This is a genomic window from Pseudomonas koreensis (assembly GCF_024169245.1).
Classification (GTDB): domain Bacteria; phylum Pseudomonadota; class Gammaproteobacteria; order Pseudomonadales; family Pseudomonadaceae; genus Aquipseudomonas; species Aquipseudomonas koreensis_F.
The window spans coordinates 1,725,711-1,746,642 of record NZ_JALJWP010000001.1 but is presented as its reverse complement, the minus strand read 5'-3'; the positions used below and the strand labels follow the sequence as shown (position 1 = coordinate 1,746,642).

The following is a 20,932-nucleotide window of genomic DNA, read 5'->3' as shown; positions in this document are numbered from 1 at the left end:
TGGCTCTGTGTGTAACCGCAGCCCCGTGCCAAATTCATTCTTTGCCCTGGATGTCCAAAAGCCTTGATTCGTCTGCTGAAATTTTTCGGTTGGTCCATCGTCGCCGTTTTCTGCGGACTGCTCTTAGGTCTCAGCGGCGCCTTTCTTTACCTTAGTCCGGGTTTGCCGTCTGTGGAGGCGCTGAGAAGCATTCAGTTGCAGATTCCTCTGCGCGTCTACAGCAGCGACAACAAGTTGATCGCAGAATTTGGTGAAATGCGCCGCACACCGATCCGTTTCGCCGACATTCCGCCCAATTTCATTAATGCGTTACTAAGTGCTGAAGACGACAATTTTGCCAATCACTATGGCGTCGACCCGAGCAGCCTGATGCGCGCGGCGACGCAATTGGTCAAGAGCGGGCACATTCAGTCCGGCGGCAGCACCATCACCATGCAGGTGGCGAAGAACTTCTTCCTCACCAGCGAGCGCAGCTTCTCGCGCAAGACCACGGAAATTCTTCTGGCTCTACAGATCGAGCGACAACTGACCAAGGACGAGATCCTTGAGCTGTACGTCAACAAGATCTACCTGGGCAACCGCGCCTACGGCATCGAGGCGGCGGCGCAGGTGTATTACGGCAAATCGATCCGTGACGTCAGCCTGGCGCAGATGGCGATGATCGCCGGCCTGCCGAAGGCACCGTCGCGCTTCAACCCGTTGGCCAACCCGGCGCGCAGTAAAGAACGCCGCGACTGGATCCTCGGGCGCATGTACAAGCTGGGCAAGATCAGCGAAGCCGACTACACCGCGGCGGTCAACGAGCCGCTGAACGCCAGCTACCACGTGCCGACCCCGGAAGTGAACGCGCCGTACATCGCCGAAATGGCCCGCGCCGAAATGGTCGGCCGTTATGGCAGCGACGCCTACACCGAAGGTTTCCGCGTCACCACCACGGTGCCGAGCAACCTGCAGGAAATGGCTAATACCGCGCTGCACGAAGGCCTGATGACGTACGACCAGCGGCATGGCTACCGTGGCCCCGAGTCGCGCCTGCCGGGCAAGACCCGCGAAGCCTGGGCCAGCGAACTGACCAAACAGCGCACCATCAGCAGCCTCGAACCGGCCATCGTCACTCAGGTCGATAAAACCGGCCTGCAAGTCCTGACCCGCACCGGTGAAGAGCACGTTGCCTGGGACACGATGAAATGGGCGCGACCGTTCCTCAATACCAACAGCATGGGCGCCAATCCACGTCAGCCTTCGGATGTCGCCCAGGTCGGTGATCTGATCCGCGTGCAGCGCCAGAAAGACAATTCGCTGAAATTCAGCCAGATACCGCAGGCCCAAGGCGCGCTGGTGTCGCTGGATCCGCAGAACGGCGCCATCCGTTCGCTGGTCGGCGGTTTTGCCTTCGAGCAGAGCAACTACAACCGTGCTCTGCAGGCCAAGCGTCAGCCGGGTTCGAGCTTCAAGCCGTTCGTCTACAGCGCCGCGCTGGATAACGGCTACACCGCCGCGAGCCTGGTCAACGATGCGCCGATCGTGTTCGTCGACGAGTACCTGGACAAGGTCTGGCGACCGAAGAACGACACCAATACCTTCCTCGGCCCGATCCGCCTGCGTGAAGCGCTGTACAAGTCGCGAAACCTGGTGTCGATCCGCCTGTTGCAGGCCATGGGCGTGGGCAAGACCATCGACTACATCACTCGCTTCGGCTTCAACAAGCAGGACCTGCCGCCGAACCTGTCGCTGGCACTCGGCACCGCGACGCTGACGCCGATGGAAATCGCCACTGGCTGGAGCACCTTTGCCAACGGTGGCTACAAGATCACCCCGTACATCATCGACAAGATCGAAAGTCGTAACGGTGACACTTTGTTCGTCGCCAACCCGCCGACCGTGCCACAGGGTGGTGCGGCGACCGACGGTATCGCTGCGCCCGCCACCGAGTCGTTCACGGTCAATGCCGCTCCGGTTGCCGGTGAAGCGTCGGCCAATCCGGCAGTGCCGCAAGCGCCGGCCGTGGCCGAGCGGATTGTCGATGGGCGTACCACTTACATCCTCAACAGCATGCTTCAGGATGTGATCAAACTCGGTACCGGCCGTCGCGCACTGGCCATGGGTCGCAGCGACATCGCTGGCAAGACCGGTACCACCAACGAATCGAAAGATGCCTGGTTCTCCGGCTACAACGCCGATTACGTGACCACGGTGTGGACCGGTTTCGACCAACCGGAAAGCCTTGGCCGCCGCGAGTTTGGCGGTACTGTGGCGCTGCCGATCTGGATGAATTACATGTCCGCCGCGCTGAAAGACAAACCGCCGCATGTCCAGCCTGAGCCGGAAGGCTTGCTCAGCCTGCGGGTGGATCCGGTGAGTGGCCGCGCCGCGACACCGAGCACGCCCGGCGCCTACTTCGAACTGTTCAAGGCAGAAGACACGCCGCCGTCGGTGAACGAGCTGGGCAACGGCGCCGTGCCGGGCAGCCCGCTGCCGGCGGACGAGCAGGCGCCGATCGATCTGTTCTGATCCAGCACCATTGAAAAGCCCCGCCTTTGTGAGAAGAGCGGGGCTTTTTATTGACTGATGTTTGGAGTTCGCGGCGTTACGAACATCCAGCCCCTCACCCCAGCCCTCTCCCGGAGGTAGAGGGAGCCGAACGAGGTGTCTGGCTTCATGCATCGACCTGCGCAACCGAGTCGATTATGGATTCAAAGCAAGACTTTCACGTCGGCGTCATTCATCAATATCCCCCATTCGGTCCCCTCTCCCTTTGGGAGAGGGCTAGGGTGAGGGCTGCTCCAGATATGGAATACAAAACCCCTAGCCACAAAAAAGCCCCGACTCATAACGAGCCGGGGCTTTCGATTGAAGCGTTACAACGACTTAGCCGTTGAACACGTCATCCACGCTTTTCAGCGGGTAGTTCTTCGGATACGGCAGGGTCGCCACGCCGGTCTCGATCGCGGCCTTGGCCACGGCGTCGGAGATCAGGGTGATCAGGCGCTTGTCCATTGGCTTCGGAATGATGTACTCACGGCCGAATTCCAGCTTGATACCACCGTAGGCGTCGCAGACTTCCTGCGGTACCGGCAGTTTGGCCAATTCGCGCAGGGCGTTGGCGGCGGCGACTTTCATTTCTTCGTTGATGCGCTTGGCGCGAACGTCAAGAGCACCACGGAAGATGAACGGGAAGCCCAGTACGTTGTTGACCTGGTTCGGGTAGTCCGAACGACCGGTGGCCATGATCACGTCGCTACGGGTAGCGTGCGCCAGTTCCGGGGAGATTTCCGGATCCGGGTTCGAGCAGGCGAACACGATCGGGTTGGCCGCCATCGACAGCAGGCCTTCGGCGCTCAGCAGGTTCGGACCGGACAGACCGACGAATACGTCAGCGCCTGCCAGTGCGTCAGCCAGGGTGCGTTTCTCGGTGGCGTGGGCGAACACGGCTTTGTACTGGTTCAGGTCGTCACGGCCGGAATGGATCACGCCAGTACGGTCAACCATGAAGATGTTTTCGATGCGAGCGCCCATGCTCACCAGCAGTTTCATGCAGGAAATGGCGGCAGCGCCGGCGCCAAGGCAGACGATCTTCGCGTCCTGCAGGGTTTTGCCAGCGATTTCCAGGGCGTTGATCATGCCGGCAGCGGTCACGATCGCGGTGCCGTGCTGGTCATCGTGGAACACCGGAATATCGCACTGCTCGATCAGGGCACGTTCGATTTCAAAGCACTCAGGCGCCTTGATGTCTTCCAGGTTGATGCCACCGAAGGTGATCGAGATGCGCTTGACGGTGTCGATGAAGGCTTGCGGGCTCTCCGAGTCAACTTCGATGTCGAACACGTCGATGCCGGCGAAGCGCTTGAACAGCACGCCTTTACCTTCCATTACAGGCTTGGAAGCCAATGGGCCGAGGTTGCCCAGGCCGAGAATCGCGGTGCCATCGGAAATGACTGCCACCAGGTTGCCCTTGCCGGTGTATTTGTAAGCCAGTTCAGGATCGCGAGCGATCTCGCGCACTGGTTCGGCTACGCCGGGGCTGTAGGCCAGCGACAGGTCGCGGGCGGTAGCAGTGGCCTTGGTGAGCTCGACACTCAGCTTCCCCGGACGAGGATTGGCGTGGTATTCGAGAGCGGCAGTTTTCAGATCAGACATTTTGGCATTCCGCTTTTTTACTGTTGGACAGACTGGTCAGCGAGGATACGCGCCTCGCAAAGTCCCCACAAGACTGGGCAGTCACCGCTGTCAAGCGCCCTGCCCTACGACTTTGGGCCAAGAGCCACGGCGTACAAGGGCCGGACTGTTCACAATCAGCCGAAAAAATGTCTACAATTTTTCTTCAACGCGGCACATTCAGCATCGAAGGACCGGTCAACGGCAGCAACCAGCGTGGCTGACCTTTTTGCAATCCACCGCGCCGGGATCGATCGACCACCCAGCCGCGCGCCTCGATCTGCCTGCCTTTCAGAGTCTGCAAGAAAGCACTATCGAATTGCCCGAGCAAATTGGGTGCAACCCGCAATACAAGCGTGTCCTGCAACTCGATCCAGATTCCGCCGCGATTGCGCTGCACCTTGTTCACCCGGCCGCTGACGACGACGAAGCCTGAGCGCTGAATCTGCTGCGCTTTCTGTACCGGCGACTGCCGCCAGAGGCCAAGTCCGGCCTGTCGCGCGCTGCGTTCAGCGGCCTGCTGGCAGGCGACCAGATCGACGTTCGGCGCCACGGCAACCTGAAAACCCAGACCATCGGCAAGCATTTGCGCTTCGAGATTGGCACCGCTGACGCTGTAAACATGCGCAAGCGTACGCCCGTAATGGTCTTTCGCCTGCCTGCCGGGCCGCAGACCGACCCGGCCGCCGCTGTCATCGACCAGCGCTTGCAGGCGTTTGCGCGCCGCCACGGCGAACGGTTCGTCGCTGCGACCCTGCTTGCCCAATTCCGGCGTATTGAGGCCGATCATGCGCACGCTGCGGCCATCGCTCAGGCGCAGGGTGTCGCCATCGACCACCCGCTGCACGCTGACGCTGGTCAGCCCTGCGGATGTCGGGCAGAACGCCTGGGCAGCGGACAGCCAAATCGCAGACACAAAAAAGGCGCCCGCAAGGGACGCCTTTTTCATCAGTCTGGAGAAGTCGGGACGACCTTCCAAAATGATCAGCCTCAGGCTTTTTTGCCGACGCCGAAAGTAGCGAAACGGTCTGCGAACTTCTGCACACGGCCGCCGGTGTCCAGAGTCTTCTGCTTACCGGTGTAGAACGGGTGGCATTCGTTGCAAACGTCGATCGCCAGGGCTTTGCCGTAGGTCGAACGAGTTTCGAACTTGTTACCGCAGCTGCAGGTAACAGCAATTTCCGGGTAGTTCGGATGGATATCGGCTTTCATGGTGTCTTCCTCAGGCTAGCGTGCCGCCACCCAACACTATTGTTGAATACCGCACGTAATTAGGCCGCGGATTCTACCAGACCTTTTCAAACACGCAAGCTGTCACCGAGACCGACCGTCTGCTAGGCTCCCGACCTTGAACGCATTCCCCTGTGGGAGCGAGCTTGCTCGCGAATGCGTTGTGTCAGTCAATGTTTAAGCGCCTGATACACCGCCTTCGCGAGCAAGCTCGCTCCCACAATTGATCTGCGTTCAACCCTTCTTTTGCGTTTATAGAGATCCCCCCGCGTGCCCGACGCCATTCTGCGCCTTGCCCTGCCTTCGCCTCTGCGCCGCCTGTTCGATTACCGGGCGCCGGCCGGGGTGCGGCGTGAGCAATTGCAGCCGGGCATGCGCTTGCGGGTACCGTTCGGTCGGCGCGAGATGATCGGGATTCTGGTCGAAGTCACCGACACCAGCGAGGTGCCGGCGGAAAAACTCAAACCGGCACTGGCCCTCCTCGACTCGACATCGCCGCTGCCGCCAGCACTGTTCAAGCTGTGCCTGTGGACAGCGCAGTATTACCAGCACAGCCTTGGCGACACCTTGAACTGGGCCTTGCCAGTGCTGCTGCGTCAGGGCGAGCTGGCCGAGGCCCGGCAGGAACGCTTCTGGTCGGTGGCGCCCGGCGCCAGCGTCGACGACCCTCGGGTCGCCCGTGCGCCACGCCAGCGCGAGGCGCTGACCACGCTGGCCCAGCATCCCCACGGCGTGGCCCATCAGTTGCTGAGCAAACTGATGCTGAGCAAGGACAGCCTCGACCTGCTGCTGGCCAAGGGTCTGGTGCAAGTCGAGATCCGCCGCCACGCCCCGGGCGTGCGCCATGAGCACTGGCTGGCGCAACCGGAGCTGCCGCTCAACAGCGAACAACGCGCAGCGTATGAAGCGATTCGCGCCGGCTTCGACAGCTACCACGCCTTTCTCCTGGCCGGGGTTACCGGCAGCGGCAAGACCGAAGTCTATCTGCAGCTGATCCGCGAAACCCTCGAAGCCGGTAAACAGGCTTTAGTGCTGATCCCTGAGATAAACCTCGGCCCGCAGACCCTGGCGCGCTTCGAGCAGCGCTTCAATGCGCGCATCGCCCTGCTGCACTCGGCGGTCAACGACCGCGAGCGTCTCGACGCCTGGCTCGCCGCCCGCGATGGCGAGGCCGATATTATTATCGGCACCCGCTCGGCACTGTTCACGCCGATGAAAAATCCCGGGCTGATCATCATCGACGAAGAGCACGACGGTTCCTATAAACAGCAGGAAGGCCTGCGCTACCACGCCCGCGACCTGGCGCTGGTACGCGCACGGCAGGAAAACATCCCGATCGTGCTCGGTTCCGCCACGCCGTCGCTGGAGAGCCTGCACAACGCCTACACCGGTCGCTATGGTCTGTTACGTCTGAACGAACGCGCCGGCGGCGCCAAGCAACCGCGCTTCCTTCGGCTGGACGTGAAAAGCCGTCCGCTCGACAGTGGTATTTCCGGGCCGATGCAACAAGCGATCGGCCAGACCCTTGGCAACGGCCAGCAGGTGCTGGTGTTCCTCAACCGGCGCGGATTCGCGCCGACCCTGCTCTGTCACGATTGCGGCTGGATGTCGGAGTGCTCGCGCTGCGATGCGCGCATGACCGTCCATCAGCGTTATGGCGAATTGCGGTGCCACCATTGCGGCAACGTCGAGCGCACGCCGCGCCAGTGTCCAAAGTGCAGCAAGGTCGATCTGCGTCCGGTCGGCGCTGGCACCGAACGTGCCGAAGAGCGTCTGGCGATTCTGTTCCCTGATTACCCGGTATTGCGCGTCGATCGCGACAGCACCTCGCGCAAGGACGCGATGAATCAGCTGTTCGCGACGATTCAGAAAGGCCAGCCGTGCATTCTGGTCGGCACGCAGATGTTGGCCAAAGGGCACCATTTCCCCCGGGTGACGCTGGTGTCGATTCTGGATGCCGATGGCGGCCTGTTCTCCGGCGACTTCCGCGCCAGCGAGCGCATGGCGCAACTGATCGTCCAGGTCGCCGGGCGCGCCGGGCGGGCGGAGGAGCCTGGCAGGGTGATCATCCAGACCCACTTGGCCGACCATCCTTTACTGGTGCAACTGACCGAGCAGGGTTATTTCGCCTTCGCCGAGCAGGCCTTGAGCGAACGCCGCGCCGCCGGGTTGCCGCCCTTTGCCCATCTGGCTTTGTTGCGCGCCGAGGCGCACAAGCCGGGGCAGGCGGAAGGCTTTCTCGATGAAGCGTGCAGCGAGGCCGAGCGCTTGCTGGCCGAATTGAATCTGAGCGGCATCGAACTGCTCGGGCCGGTGCCGGCGCCGATGGAGCGCCGGGCCGGGCGTTATCGCGCGCAGCTGTTGTTGCAGGCGACCGCGCGGGCGCCACTGCACCGCTTGCTGGCCAGCTGGATGCTGGTGCTGGAGCAGATGCCGAGCGGGCGGGCGGTGCGCTGGTCGCTGGATGTCGATCCGGTGGATCTGTATTGAGCTGAAAATCGCTTTCGCGAGCAGGCTCGCTCCCACAGGGGATCAGCGCCGCACATACCTTGTGTGTCCTGCGCAAAACCTTGTGGGAGCGAGCCTGCTCGCGAAAGCGGACTTTTTGTCACCACATATCCACATCCTGCCTGCTAAGGTTGGCAAGCCCGTCTTCGCAACGGATAATGCCCAGTTTTTCCACCCGCGCATCGATGCGCCCGCCGCGCTTGCGGTCGAAAGAGAAGACCATGAAAGACACCATTCGCCAGCTGATCCAGCAAGCCCTCACCCAACTCGTCAACGAAGGTGTGTTGCCTGAAGGCCTGACGCCGGCGATCCAGGTGGAGAACGCCCGCGACAAGACCCACGGCGACTTCGCCAGCAACATCGCCATGATGCTGGCCAAGCCAGCCGGCATGAAGCCGCGCGACCTGGCGGAGAAAATCATCGCCGCACTGCCCGCCGACGAGAACGTCACCAAGGCCGAAATCGCCGGCCCGGGCTTCATCAATTTTTTCCAGAACACCCAGGCCCTGGCCGCGCGTCTCGACGCCGCGCTGGCCGATGCCCATGTCGGCGTACGCAAGGCCGGCTCGGCGCAGCGCACCGTGGTCGACCTGTCGGCACCGAACCTGGCCAAAGAGATGCACGTCGGCCATTTGCGCTCGACCATCATCGGCGACGGCGTGGCCCGCGTGCTGGAGTTCCTCGGTGACGAAGTGATCCGCCAGAACCACGTCGGCGACTGGGGCACCCAGTTCGGCATGCTGATGGCGTATCTGCAGGAAAATCCGATCACCAGCGACGAGCTGTCGGACCTGGAAAACTTCTACCGCGCCGCCAAGCAGCGCTTCGACGAGTCCGAAGAGTTCGCCGACCGCGCCCGAGGCCTGGTGGTCAAGCTGCAGGCCGGCGATGCCGAATGCCTGGCACTGTGGACCAGGTTCAAGGACATCTCGCTGTCGCACTGCCAGAAGATCTACGAACTGCTCAACGTCAAACTGACCATGGCCGACGTCATGGGCGAAAGCGCCTACAACGACGACCTGATCAATGTGGTCAACGACCTCAAGTCTGCCGGCATGCTCGTCGAGAGCAACGGCGCCCAGTGCGTGTTCCTCGACGAGTTCAAGAACGCCGATGGCGACCCGCTGCCGGTGATCATCGTCAAGGCCGACGGCGGTTACCTGTACGCCACCACTGACCTGGCGGCCGTGCGCTACCGCAGCGGCAAGCTCAAGGCTGATCGCGCGTTGTATTTCGTCGATCAGCGTCAGGCGCTGCATTTCCAGCAAGTCTTCGCCGTGGCGCGCAAGGCCGGTTTCGTCACCCATCCGATGGAAATGGAGCACATGGGTTTCGGCACCATGAACGGTGCCGATGGCCGTCCGTTCAAGACCCGTGACGGCGGCACCGTGAAGCTGATCGACCTGCTGACCGAAGCCCAGGAACGCGCCTACAGCCTGGTGAAAGAGAAGAACCCGACCCTGGCCGAAGACGAGTTGCGCAACATCGCCAAGGTGGTCGGCATCGGCGCGGTGAAATACGCCGACCTGTCCAAGCATCGCACCAGCGACTACAGCTTCAACTTCGACCTGATGCTCAACTTCGAAGGCAACACCGCGCCCTACTTGCTGTACGCCTACACCCGCGTAGCCGGTGTGTTCCGCAAACTGGGCAAGGACTTCCGCGAAGTCGACGGCCAGATCGTCCTCGAAGCGGAACACGAACTTGAGCTGGCGGCGAAACTGGCGCAATTCGGCGAAGTGCTGAACAACGTGGCTGAAAAAGGCACACCGCACATTCTCTGCACCTACCTGTACGACGTCGCCGGTCTGTTCTCCAGCTTCTACGAGAACTGCCCGATCCTCGCCGCCGACACCCCGGCGCAGATGCAGAGTCGTCTGCGTCTTGCCGCACTGACCGGTCGCACCCTCAAGCAAGGCCTGGAGCTGTTGGGTCTGGAAACTCTGGAGCGTATGTAAGTTGGCCGCCAAGAAAAAACCTGCACCCAAACGCGGCGCCAGCCGCTATCAGGCCCCTGCGAAACAACCGATCCCGGGCTGGCTGTGGATGGCCATCGGCCTGACCGTCGGTGCGTTCATCGTGTTTCTGATGAAACTGGAACCGGGCAAGGGCAGCGACACGGTCAAGCGCGAGAAGGTCGAGCAACAGCAGAAAGCATCGAAGATCGCCGAGGCCAACAAGACCCCGCCGAGCCCGACGCAACCGGTGAAGCCGAAGTACGACTTCTACACCCTGCTGCCGGAATCGGAAGTGATCGTGCCGCCGGACGCAGTGCCGGAGAAAACCCTGCCGACGCCGCAAGTGCCGGCAATCCCGACCACGCCGGTGACCCCGGCCGAAGCGGCGAAGATCGACACCGCGCGCGCGCAGGCAGCTCTGGCGGGTATTACTCCGCCGCCTGCGCCGCCAGTGAGCAAGGCCGCGCCGGTCACCAAATTCTTCCTTCAGGCCGGCTCGTTCCGCAAGGAGACGGATGCCGACAAGGTTCGCGCGCAGATCATTCTGCTCGGTCAGGCAGTAGCGGTGGAGTCCGGCACAGTGAAGGATGAAACCTGGTACCGCGTGCTGGTCGGCCCGTTCAGCAACCGCGAACAACTGACCACGGCGCAGAAACAACTGGCCGGCGCCGGCTTCAGCAACCTGTTGTTACAACAACGCCAGAGCCGCTGAGTTCGTCAGAATCACCGCGGCGCCAATATTCGCGAGCAGGCTCGCTCCCACAGGAATTAACGCTGTCCCTGTGGGAGCGAGCCTGCTCGCGAAGGCGTCGGCACAGCCTCCGAAGTTCTCGCCTGACAGCTCACCGCTCGTCCCCTCTCCCACCATGCGGTTGAAATCCCCTCCAGCACCCCCATATGAATGGGCATAAGGCATTTTCGCCCCGCTGCGTGGAGACTCTTCCCTTGACCACCATCGTTTCAGTCCGCCGCCACGGCAAAGTCGTCATGGGCGGCGACGGCCAGGTTTCTCTCGGCAACACCGTGATGAAAGGCAACGCCAAAAAGGTCCGTCGCCTGTACCACGGCCAGGTCATCGCCGGTTTCGCCGGTGCCACCGCTGACGCCTTCACCCTGTTCGAACGTTTCGAAGGCCAGCTCGAGAAACATCAGGGCCACCTGGTGCGCGCCGCTGTCGAACTCGCCAAAGAATGGCGCACCGACCGTTCCCTGAGCCGCCTCGAAGCGATGCTCGCGGTCGCCAACAAGGACGCCTCGCTGATCATCACCGGCAACGGTGACGTGGTCGAACCCGAAGATGGCCTGATCGCCATGGGCTCCGGCGGCGCCTATGCCCAAGCCGCAGCCAGCGCCTTGTTGAAAAAGACCGACCTGTCAGCCCGCGAGATCGTCGAAACCGCCCTTGGCATCGCCGGCGACATCTGCGTATTCACCAACCACACCCAGACCATTGAGGAGCAGGATCTCGCTGAATAAGCCTGTTGCGGCCCATGTGCCACGGCTTGTTTCTGCTTGAGGACCGTCAATTATTATGTCCATGACTCCCCGCGAAATCGTCCACGAACTCAACCGCCATATCATCGGCCAGGACGATGCCAAGCGCGCCGTCGCGATTGCCCTGCGCAACCGCTGGCGCCGCATGCAGCTGCCTGAAGAGCTGCGCGTTGAGGTGACCCCGAAGAACATCCTGATGATCGGCCCGACCGGTGTCGGTAAAACCGAGATCGCCCGTCGCCTGGCAAAACTGGCCAACGCGCCGTTCATCAAGGTCGAAGCGACCAAATTCACCGAAGTCGGTTATGTCGGCCGTGACGTCGAGTCGATCATCCGTGATCTGGCCGATGCTGCGATCAAGATGCTCCGCGAGCAGGAAATGACCCGCGTGCGCCACCGCGCCGAAGACGCTGCCGAGGATCGCATCCTCGACGCGTTGCTGCCGCCGGCACGCATGGGCTTCAGCAATGAAGAAGCGCCGAGCTCCGATTCCAATACGCGTCAGCTGTTCCGCAAGCGCCTGCGCGAAGGCCAGCTGGACGACAAGGAAATCGAAATCGAAGTCGCCGAAGTCGCCGGCATCGAGATCGCCACGCCGCCGGGCATGGAAGAGATGACCAACCAGCTGCAATCGCTGTTTGCCAACATGGGCAAGGGTAAGAAGAAGTCGCGCAAGCTCAAGGTCAAGGAAGCGCTGAAACTGGTCCGGGATGAAGAAGCCGGGCGTCTGGTCAACGAAGAAGAGCTGAAGGCCAAGGCGCTGGAAGCCGTCGAGCAGCACGGCATCGTCTTCATCGACGAAATCGACAAGGTCGCCAAGCGCGGCAATGTCGGCGGCGCCGATGTCTCCCGCGAGGGCGTACAGCGCGACCTGCTGCCACTGATCGAAGGCTGCACCGTCAACACCAAGCTGGGCATGGTCAAGACTGACCACATCCTGTTCATCGCTTCCGGCGCGTTCCACCTGAGCAAGCCGAGCGATCTGGTGCCGGAGCTGCAAGGCCGCCTGCCGATTCGCGTCGAACTCAAGGCGCTGAGCCCGGAAGATTTCGAGCGCATCCTCAGCGAACCGCACGCCTCGCTCACCGAGCAATACTGCGCGCTGCTGAAAACCGAAGGCCTGAACATCCAGTTCCAGCCTGAAGGCATCAAGCGCCTGGCGGAGATCGCCTGGCAGGTTAACGAGAAGACCGAGAACATCGGTGCCCGTCGCCTGCATACCCTGCTCGAGCGCCTGCTCGAAGAGGTGTCGTTCAGCGCCGGCGACCTGGCCAGCGCCCACGATGACAAGGCGATTCTGATCGACGCCGACTACGTCAATAGCCACCTCGGCGAATTGGCGCAGAACGAAGATCTGTCCCGTTATATCCTGTAAGCCATACTTACAGCGATAGCGGACCCTGTGGGAGCGAGCCTGCTCGCGAAGAGGTCGTGTCAGGCGATATCAATGCCGTCTGACCCACCGCTTTCGCGAGCAGGCTCGCTCCCACATTTGAATCAGGGTCGCCCACACATCGGACGCCAGCCCATGAATCGAATCCCCACCGACATCAAACTGCACAAAGCCTCGAAAACCCTGACGCTCACTTATGCGTCCGGCGAGGAATTCACCCTGCCCGCCGAGTTTCTGCGCGTGCACTCGCCCTCCGCCGAGGTCCAGGGCCACGGCAAACCGATCCTGCAATTCGGCAAGCTCAACGTTGGCCTGAGCAAGCTCGAGCCCGCCGGAAACTATGCACTGAAACTGACCTTCGACGACGGTCACGACAGTGGCCTGTTCACCTGGGAATACCTCTACGAACTCGGCAAACGCCAGAACGAACTCTGGGACGATTATCTTGCCGAGCTGCGCACCGCCGGAAAATCCCGCGATCCGGACGAGTCGTTCGTCAAGCTGATGCTCTAGCCCGTGGCTCTTGCTCTTTAGAGGGCATTTTCTAACTTCATCTGTTTGAATGCTCCGCTCACGCAGCCCAGGATGGGCCGCTTGCGAAAAAAATTAAACTCGGGTAACCAATGGAGCTGGCAAGTTCCCTGCAGTGCTCTACGACTGTAAAGCAGCCATGCAGAATCAACGGTCACCCGAGCAGTAGTACCCGGCATTGGCTGTGGAAGCGACAGCGCAAGACCGGGTACTCGTCTCAGGACAATGGAGCGTCGTAGATGAGTGACAAGAATAACGATGACCTGAAGTACCAAGCCTCGGAAAACACCCTGGGGCTTAACCCCGTCGTCGGGCTGCGCGGAAAGGATCTGCTGGCCTCTGCTCGGATGGTGCTGAAACAGGCCATCAGACAACCGATTCACAGTGTCAGGCACGTGACCCATTTCGGCCTCGAGCTGAAGAACGTGCTGCTGGGTAAATCCGCGCTGCAACCGGCCGGTGATGACCGCCGTTTTGCCGACCCGGCGTGGAGCCAGAACCCGCTGTACAAGCGCTATCTGCAAACCTACCTGGCCTGGCGCAAGGAACTGCATGCCTGGATCGACGACAGCAGCCTGTCGCCGAAAGACATCGCTCGCGGCCACTTCGTCATCAACCTGATGACCGAAGCCATGGCGCCGACCAACACGGCGGCCAACCCGGCAGCGGTGAAACGCTTCTTCGAAACCGGCGGCAAGAGCCTGCTCGATGGCCTCTCGCATCTGGCCAAGGATCTGGTGCACAACGGCGGCATGCCGAGCCAGGTCAACATGGGCGCGTTCGAGGTCGGCAAGAGCCTCGGTGTCACCGAAGGCGCCGTGGTGTTTCGCAATGACGTGCTGGAGCTGATCCAGTACCGGCCGATCACCGAACAGGTCCACGAGCGTCCGCTGCTGGTAGTGCCGCCGCAGATCAACAAGTTCTACGTCTTCGATTTGAGCCCGGACAAGAGCCTGGCGCGCTTCTGCCTGCGCAACAACGTGCCGACCTTCATCGTCAGTTGGCGCAACCCGACCAAGGCCCAGCGCGAATGGGGTCTGTCGACCTACATCGAAGCGCTGAAAGAAGCCGTCGACGTGGTCACCGCGATCACCGGCAGCAAAGACGTCAACATGCTCGGTGCCTGCTCCGGCGGCATCACCTGCACCGCCCTGCTCGGCCACTACGCCGCGCTTGGCCAGAACAAGGTCAACGCCCTCACCCTGCTGGTCAGCGTGCTCGACACCACCCTGGACAGCGACGTCGCCCTGTTTGTCGATGAGCAGACCCTGGAGACCGCCAAGCGCCACTCCTACCAGGCCGGCGTGCTCGAGGGCAAAGACATGGCCAAGGTCTTCGCCTGGATGCGTCCCAACGACCTGATCTGGAACTACTGGGTCAACAACTACCTGCTCGGCAATGAGCCGCCAGTGTTCGACATCCTGTTCTGGAACAACGACACCACGCGCTTGCCCGCCGCATTCCACGGCGACCTGATCGAGATGTTCAAAAACAACCCACTGATCCGCCCCAATGCACTGGAAGTGTGCGGCACGCCGATCGACCTCAAGCAGGTGACCGCCGACATTTTCTCGCTGGCCGGGACCAACGACCACATCACCCCATGGAAGTCCTGCTACAAGTCGGCGCAGCTGTTCGGCGGAAAAGTTGAATTCGTGCTGTCGAGCAGCGGCCATATCCAGAGCATCCTCAACCCGCCGGGCAATCCGAAATCACGCTACATGACCGGCGAAGAAATGGCCGCGACTGCTGATGACTGGCAGGAAAACTCGACCAAGCACACCGATTCCTGGTGGCTGTACTGGCAGGCATGGCTGGCCGAGCGCTCGGGCAACCTGAAAAAGGCCCCGACGAAACTGGGCAACAAGGCGTACCCGGCGGGCGAGGCTTCGCCGGGCACTTATGTTCACGAACGGTAACTGACACCACCAGAATCCTACTGTAGGAGCTGCCGAAGGCTGCGATCTCTTGATGTTGCTTGGAAGGCAAGATCAGAAGATCGCAGCCTTCGGCAGCTCCTACAGGGGACGGGGTGGACTTGAAATCTACAGGGCCTCACGCATGCCGCAACCGTTCATATTCCGCACCGTCGATCTGGATGGCCAGACCCTTCGCACGGCGGTGCGTCCCGGCAAGCCTCATTTGACGCCTCTGCTGATTTTCAACGGCATCGGCGCCAACCTGGAGCTGGTGTTTCCGTTTGTCGCGGCGCTGGACCCGGATCTGGAAGTGATCGCCTTCGACGTGCCCGGGGTCGGCGGCTCTTCGACGCCGAACCGGCCGTATCGTTTCCCCGGCCTGGCCAGACTGACGGCGCGGATGCTCGATTATCTCGACTACGGCCAGGTCAATGTGATCGGCGTGTCGTGGGGCGGCGCTCTGGCGCAGCAGTTTGCCTACGACTATCCCGAGCGCTGCAAGAAACTGGTGCTGGCGGCCACCGCGGCCGGTGCGGTGATGGTGCCGGGCAAACCGAAAGTGCTGTGGATGATGGCCAGCCCGCGCCGCTACATTCAGCCGTCCCATGTGATTCGCATCGCGCCGATGATCTACGGCGGCTCGTTCCGCCGCGACCCGACGCTGGCTGCCAGCCATGCGGCGAAAGTGCGCTCGGCGGGCAAGCTCGGTTACTACTGGCAGCTGTTCGCCGGCCTCGGCTGGACCAGCATTCACTGGCTGCACAAGATCCATCAGCCGACGCTGGTGCTGGCCGGCGATGACGATCCGCTGATCCCGCTGATCAACATGCGCATGCTTGCCTGGCGCATTCCCAATGCGCAGCTGCACATCATCGATGACGGTCATCTGTTTCTGATCACCCGCGCCGAGGCGGTGGCGCCGATCATCATGAAGTTTCTCGAGGAAGAGCGTCTGCGCGCGGTCATGCACCCGCATCCGACGCCGCTGGGCGGCTGATGGCGGCGGCAGGCTTTATGCAACACTTTTAAAATCGAGCGTGCGGCAGGACGCCGCGCAGGCAGCAACCGGCAACAGCGTCTATGGTGTTCTGGTTCGGTGAGTGTGTTTTTGCCCTGAAGACGAAGGAGTGTTGAGTCATGCGCGAAAAACCAGCGACGGGCGTGGTGCCCAGCCCCGCCGTGTTTATCAACGCCCAAAGTGCGATCGCCGGTCTGCGTGGCAGGGATCTGCTGTCGACACTGCGCAGCGTCGCCGCCCACGGCTTGCGCAATCCCCTGCACAGCGCGAAGCACGCACTGAAATTCGGCGGACAGTTGGGCCGCGTTCTGCTCGGCGAAACCATGCATCCGACCAACCCGCAGGACAGCCGCTTCGCCGATCCGGCGTGGAGCCTCAACCCGTTTTACCGGCGCAGCCTGCAGGCGTATCTGGCCTGGCAGAAACAGGTCAAGAGCTGGATCGATGAAGGCGACATGAGCCCTGAAGATCGCGCCCGCGCGCACTTCGCTTTCACCCTGCTCAATGACGCCGTGGCGCCGTCCAACACCCTGCTCAACCCGCTGGCGGTCAAGGAGCTGTTCAATTCCGGCGGGCAGAGTCTGGTGCGTGGCCTGAGCCATCTGTTCGATGATCTTTTGCACAACGACGGCCTGCCACGGCAAGTGACCAGGCAGGCGTTCGAGGTCGGCAAAACCGTGGCGACCACCAGCGGATCGGTGGTCTTTCGCAATGAAATGTTCGAGTTGATCCAGTACAAATCGATGAGCGAAAAGCAGTACGCCAAGCCGCTGCTGGTGGTGCCGCCGCAAATCAACAAGTACTACATCTTCGACCTGAGCCCGCAGAACAGCTTCGTCCAGTACGCCCTGAAAAACAGCCTGCAGACTTTCATGATCAGCTGGCGCAACCCCGATGTGCGCCATCGCGAGTGGGGCCTGTCGAGTTATGTCGAAGCGGTCGAAGAAGCGATGAACATCTGCCGGGCGATCACCGGCGCGCGCGAAGTGAACCTGATGGGCGCCTGCGCCGGTGGCCTGACCATCGCTGCCCTGCAAGGCCATCTGCAGGCCAAACGGCAATTGCGCCGGGTCGCCAGTGCGACGTATCTGGTCAGCCTGCTCGACAGCCAGATCGACACCCCGGCCACGCTGTTCGCCGACGAGCAAACACTGGAAGCGGCTAAGCGTCGCTCGTATCAGAGGGGCGTGCTCGACGGTCGCGACATGGCCAGGGTCTTCGCCTGGATGCGCCCCAACGATCTGATCTGGAGCTACTTCGTCAACAACTACCTGCTGGGCAAAGAGCCGCCAGCTTTCGACATCCTCTACTGGAACAATGACAACACGCGCCTGCCTGCGGCGCTGCACGGTGATCTGCTGGACTTCTTCAAGCACAACCCGCTGACCCACGCTGGCGGTCTCGAGGTGTGCGGCACGCCGATCGATCTGCAGAAGGTCAACGTCGACAGCTTCAGCGTCGCCGGCATGAACGACCACATCACGCCGTGGGACGCGGTGTATCGCTCGACCCTGCTGCTCGGTGGCGAGCGACGTTTCGTGCTGTCCAACAGCGGCCACGTGCAAAGCATCCTCAACCCGCCGAGCAACCCGAAAGCTGCCTACGTCGAGAACGCCAGACTGAGCAGCGACCCGCGCGCCTGGTACTACGATGCCAAACACGTCGACGGCAGCTGGTGGCCACAGTGGATCGACTGGGTCGCGCAGCGTTCCGGCGCCCTGCACGAAACCCGCACCACCCTGGGCAACCCGAACTATCCACCGATGGAAGCGGCACCGGGCACCTATGTGCATGTGCGCTGACGCTCAACCGAAATTTTCTAAGAAGACTGGATGAAAACCCGCGACCGGATTCTCGAATGTGCGCTGCAACTGTTCAACGAAAAGGGCGAGCCGAACGTTTCCACCATGGAGGTGGCCAACGAAATGGGGATCAGCCCCGGCAATCTCTACTACCACTTCCACGGCAAGGAACCGCTGATTCTCGGCCTGTTCGAACGCTTCCAGCATGAACTCGCACCCCTGCTCGACCCGCCACCGGAGGTGGAACTGGCGCCGGAGGATTACTGGCTGTTTCTGCACTTGATCGTCGAGCGGCTGGCGCAATACCGGTTCCTGTTCCAGGACCTGTCGAACCTCGCCGGACGCCTGCCAAAACTGGCCAAGGGCATTCGCAATCTGCTCAATGCGCTGAAGCGGACGCTGGCGTCGCTGCTGGCGCGGTTGAAGGCTGCCGGGCAACTGGTCAGCGATACCCAGGCGCTGGGGCAACTGGTGGAGCAGGTGACCATGACGTTGCTGTTCTCGCTCGATTACCAGCGGATCCTCGATCGTGAGGGCGAGGTTCGGTTGGTGGTTTATCAGATCATGATGCTGGTGGCGCCGCATTTGCTGCCGCCGGTGAAGGTGGCGACAGAGCGGATGGCCTTGCAATACCTTGAGGATCACGACTGACCTGAAAAGCCCCTCACCCTAACCCTCTCCCAGAGGGAGAGGGGACTGATTGGGGGATGTTCGAGGGCTACGCCGACCTAAGCGAGCTTCGTGGAATCCATAATCAAATACCCGAAGATTACGGCTGAATCCAAAAGCCCCTCACCCTAACCCTCTCCCGGAGGGAGAGGGGACTGATTGCGGGATGTTCGAGAGCTACGCCGACCTGAGCGAGCTTTCTCGAATCCATAATCGACTCGATTTCTCACGTCGGTGCATGACGCAAGACACCTCGGTCGGCTCCCTCTCCCAGGGGAGAGGGCTGGGGTGAGGGGCCGCCTGCAATGCACGAACAAAAACGCCCGACCTTCACAGGCCGGGCGTTTTTGATTTGCCCTGAAATCAGGACTGACTGGAGGGCGTCGACGGAGTCGATGCTGCAGTCGGGGTAGCTGCTGCCGTGGGTGCCGCAGCGGAGTTCGCTGCGTTGGCCGGAGCTGTTGGAGCCGTCGATGCCGCGGCGGCCGGTTTCGGCGCAGCGGCTTTCGGCGCGGCCGGTTTTTTCACTGCAGGCTTTTTCGCCGCAGCCGGCTTGGCCGCAGCCTTCGCAGCGGGTTTGGCGGCAGCGGTTTTCGCTGCTGGCTTGGCCGCTGGTTTCGCTGCAGTTTTAGCGGCCGGTTTTGCTGCCGCTTTGGTTGCCGCTTTGGTTGCCGGTTTGGCAGCGGCCTTCGCGGCAACCGGTTTGGCGGCCGCTTTGGTCGCAGGCTTGGCGGCTGCGGTTTTCGCGGCCGGCTTGGCCGCAGCTTTCGCAGCAGGTTTTGCCGCCGCTTTGGTCAGTGGCTTGGCTGCGGTTTTCGTCGCAGGTTTGGCCGCCGCAGTTTTGGTAGCCGGTTTCGCCGCCGCGGTTTTCGCCGCTACGGGCTGAGCCTTCAGACCGGTGAGTTTTTCGATCTGCCTGGTCAGCGTATCGACCTTGGCGTTGAGCGCCTTGACCTCGTTGCGGCTCGGTACACCCAGGCGCGAAATCGCGCTGTTCAGACGCTTGTCGAACGCGCCTTCGAGCTCGTCCCACTTGCCCAGTGCGCGGTCTTTCACGCCGCTGATGCGCGACTTGGCCGAAGAGGTCGAGTCCTCGACTTTCTTGCCGACCGCTGTCTTGGTGAGCTTCTCGGCTTTCTCGCCGTCTTTGACCAATGCATCGAAGAGTTTGCTGCCGTCAGTGTCGATCTTCGAGTACACGCCTAAACCAGCCAGCCAGATTTTGCGGGAGTAGTCTTCGACTTTCCCGATCCACGAGCTGCCTTCTTTATCGGTGTTCTTTTTGCCAGCCATCCCGTTCTCCTTAAGATTTTCGCGCGACGCGTTCGAGCAATGCCGTCAGCTCATCGAGCTTAGCAGAGAGTGCCTCAACGTCATGTTTAGACGGAATGCCGATCCGATTCAAGGCGCTGCCCACACGGTTGTCGAAGGCCTTCTCGACCTTGTCCAGCTGAACCTCAACGCGGCCCTTGAACGAGCTGACCTGAGTGGCCGCGTCATCGATCTCGGCGTTGGCCGCGAGGAGTTTTTCGCTGACAGCTTTTTTGCCTTTCTTTTCAACAGTTTGACCAGCGGCGACGAGCTCTTGAAAGTACTCGCTGCCCTCCTGGCCGACCTTGGTGTAGGCGCCCAGGCCTGCCAGCCAGATCTTGCGGGCATAGGATTTGACGTCGCTCAGAGTGGAAGTCGGAGCGTCGATTTTTTTCTTCAAAATGACTTTGGCCATGGTGCACCTCACGCGCAGAAGGTTTGAGGAACTGCCGGACGAGTGTCGGGCTCAGGCACAAAGTAGGCAGAAAAATTAGAAAGGGCACCCTAACCAGCGGGAGCAACTCTAAACAAATGTGGGAGCGAGCCTGCTCGCGAAAGCGGTCTGTCCGTCATTGATAATTTGACTCAAAGACCGCTTTCGCGAGCAGGCTCACTCCTACAGGGGATCGTGTTTCAGGCCAAGGCTTTGTCGAGGGCTTTTTCGATCTCGGCTTTGATCATGCCGCTCATGGCCGACATCATCAGGCCCAGCTCGACGTCGACCCTGATCGAATCGTCTGCCACGTGCACTTCACCTTTCACGCCCGAGCGCTTGAGGTTCAGGGTGTCGCCTGACCACTGTGGCTCCAGGCCGTATTGTTCATTGAGTTTTTTGGCCAGCTTGTCGGCCTTCTCGCGGGCAGCTTCCTTGCCCAGGGTGTGGGCGCGCTCAACACTGATTTTGGCCATGGAGTGACTCCTGATGATTGAATGGCTGACGTAGA

The 20,932-nt window shown here is 61.4% G+C and carries 18 protein-coding genes; 11 read left to right on the top strand and 7 right to left on the bottom strand.

What is annotated here, in order from left to right; all coding sequences use genetic code 11:
* The first annotated feature begins 66 nt into the window (after positions 1-66).
* A complete protein-coding gene (locus J2Y90_RS08010; RefSeq protein WP_429462253.1) occupies positions 67-2,511 on the top strand; it encodes a penicillin-binding protein 1A in 2,445 nt (814 codons plus the stop codon).
* Positions 2,512-2,868: 357 nt separating this feature from the next.
* Here J2Y90_RS08010 and J2Y90_RS08005 read toward each other — a convergent pair whose 3' ends face one another.
* The 3 genes from J2Y90_RS08005 to rpmE form a co-directional block, all read right to left on the bottom strand.
* Positions 2,869-4,137, bottom strand: coding sequence for a malic enzyme-like NAD(P)-binding protein (locus J2Y90_RS08005; protein WP_064363273.1), 1,269 nt, complete (start codon positions 4,135-4,137; stop codon positions 2,869-2,871).
* Positions 4,138-4,321: 184 nt separating this feature from the next.
* On the bottom strand, positions 4,322-5,104 hold the full coding sequence (locus J2Y90_RS08000) for a thermonuclease family protein (RefSeq protein ID WP_253498220.1): 783 nt from the start codon (positions 5,102-5,104) through the stop codon (positions 4,322-4,324).
* Between the two features lie 41 nt (positions 5,105-5,145).
* On the bottom strand, positions 5,146-5,367 hold the full coding sequence (gene rpmE / locus J2Y90_RS07995; protein ID WP_041477565.1) for a 50S ribosomal protein L31: 222 nt from the start codon (positions 5,365-5,367) through the stop codon (positions 5,146-5,148).
* 288 nt (positions 5,368-5,655) lie between these two features.
* On the opposite strand from rpmE, the gene J2Y90_RS07990 reads away from it, so the two are divergent.
* On the top strand, positions 5,656-7,875 hold the full coding sequence (locus tag J2Y90_RS07990) for a primosomal protein N' (RefSeq protein ID WP_253498217.1): 2,220 nt from the start codon (positions 5,656-5,658) through the stop codon (positions 7,873-7,875).
* Positions 7,876-7,993: 118 nt separating this feature from the next.
* On the opposite strand, the gene J2Y90_RS26490 is transcribed toward J2Y90_RS07990, so the two are convergent.
* The gene (locus J2Y90_RS26490; protein WP_016772057.1) at positions 7,994-8,116 is read right to left on the bottom strand and encodes a hypothetical protein; all 123 of its coding nucleotides are present in this window, start codon (positions 8,114-8,116) and stop codon (positions 7,994-7,996) included.
* Between J2Y90_RS26490 and argS the strand changes: the two genes are divergently transcribed.
* From argS to J2Y90_RS07945, 9 genes are all read left to right on the top strand, one after another.
* Positions 8,115-9,851 (top strand): arginine--tRNA ligase, encoded by a 1,737-nt coding sequence (gene argS / locus J2Y90_RS07985; protein WP_253498214.1) that lies wholly within the window; start codon positions 8,115-8,117, stop codon positions 9,849-9,851. The genes J2Y90_RS26490 and argS overlap by 2 nt on opposite strands.
* Position 9,852: 1 nt before the next feature.
* Positions 9,853-10,563, top strand: coding sequence for an SPOR domain-containing protein (locus J2Y90_RS07980; RefSeq protein ID WP_016772059.1), 711 nt, complete (start codon positions 9,853-9,855; stop codon positions 10,561-10,563).
* Between the two features lie 233 nt (positions 10,564-10,796).
* Complete coding sequence (hslV, locus tag J2Y90_RS07975) at positions 10,797-11,327, top strand: ATP-dependent protease subunit HslV (RefSeq protein ID WP_003186641.1); 531 nt, start codon at positions 10,797-10,799, stop codon at positions 11,325-11,327.
* 55 nt (positions 11,328-11,382) lie between these two features.
* Complete coding sequence (gene hslU, locus J2Y90_RS07970) at positions 11,383-12,720, top strand: ATP-dependent protease ATPase subunit HslU (RefSeq protein ID WP_253498211.1); 1,338 nt, start codon at positions 11,383-11,385, stop codon at positions 12,718-12,720.
* Between the two features lie 153 nt (positions 12,721-12,873).
* A complete protein-coding gene (locus J2Y90_RS07965) occupies positions 12,874-13,251 on the top strand; it encodes a gamma-butyrobetaine hydroxylase-like domain-containing protein (RefSeq protein ID WP_253498207.1) in 378 nt (125 codons plus the stop codon).
* Between the two features lie 257 nt (positions 13,252-13,508).
* Positions 13,509-15,188: a class II poly(R)-hydroxyalkanoic acid synthase gene (gene phaC / locus J2Y90_RS07960; protein ID WP_253498204.1), complete on the top strand. Its 1,680-nt coding sequence runs from the start codon at positions 13,509-13,511 to the stop codon at positions 15,186-15,188.
* Positions 15,189-15,330: 142 nt separating this feature from the next.
* Positions 15,331-16,185 (top strand): poly(3-hydroxyalkanoate) depolymerase, encoded by an 855-nt coding sequence (phaZ, locus tag J2Y90_RS07955; RefSeq protein ID WP_042608685.1) that lies wholly within the window; start codon positions 15,331-15,333, stop codon positions 16,183-16,185.
* A 140-nt stretch (positions 16,186-16,325) separates the two neighbouring features.
* Complete coding sequence (gene phaC, locus J2Y90_RS07950; protein WP_253498201.1) at positions 16,326-18,008, top strand: class II poly(R)-hydroxyalkanoic acid synthase; 1,683 nt, start codon at positions 16,326-16,328, stop codon at positions 18,006-18,008.
* 30 nt (positions 18,009-18,038) lie between these two features.
* Entirely contained in the window at positions 18,039-18,659 is a 621-nt protein-coding gene (locus J2Y90_RS07945) for a TetR/AcrR family transcriptional regulator (RefSeq protein WP_042608683.1), read from the top strand.
* A 381-nt stretch (positions 18,660-19,040) separates the two neighbouring features.
* Here J2Y90_RS07945 and J2Y90_RS07940 read toward each other — a convergent pair whose 3' ends face one another.
* The 3 genes from J2Y90_RS07940 to J2Y90_RS07930 form a co-directional block, all read right to left on the bottom strand.
* The gene (locus tag J2Y90_RS07940; RefSeq protein ID WP_253498198.1) at positions 19,041-19,970 is read right to left on the bottom strand and encodes a phasin family protein; all 930 of its coding nucleotides are present in this window, start codon (positions 19,968-19,970) and stop codon (positions 19,041-19,043) included.
* 10 nt (positions 19,971-19,980) lie between these two features.
* Positions 19,981-20,403, bottom strand: coding sequence for a phasin family protein (locus J2Y90_RS07935; protein ID WP_253498195.1), 423 nt, complete (start codon positions 20,401-20,403; stop codon positions 19,981-19,983).
* Between the two features lie 218 nt (positions 20,404-20,621).
* Positions 20,622-20,897 carry a polyhydroxyalkanoic acid system family protein gene (locus J2Y90_RS07930; RefSeq protein WP_056787308.1) on the bottom strand — a complete coding sequence of 92 codons (276 nt, stop codon included), beginning with the start codon at positions 20,895-20,897 and terminating at the stop codon, positions 20,622-20,624.
* Positions 20,898-20,932 lie beyond the last annotated feature (35 nt).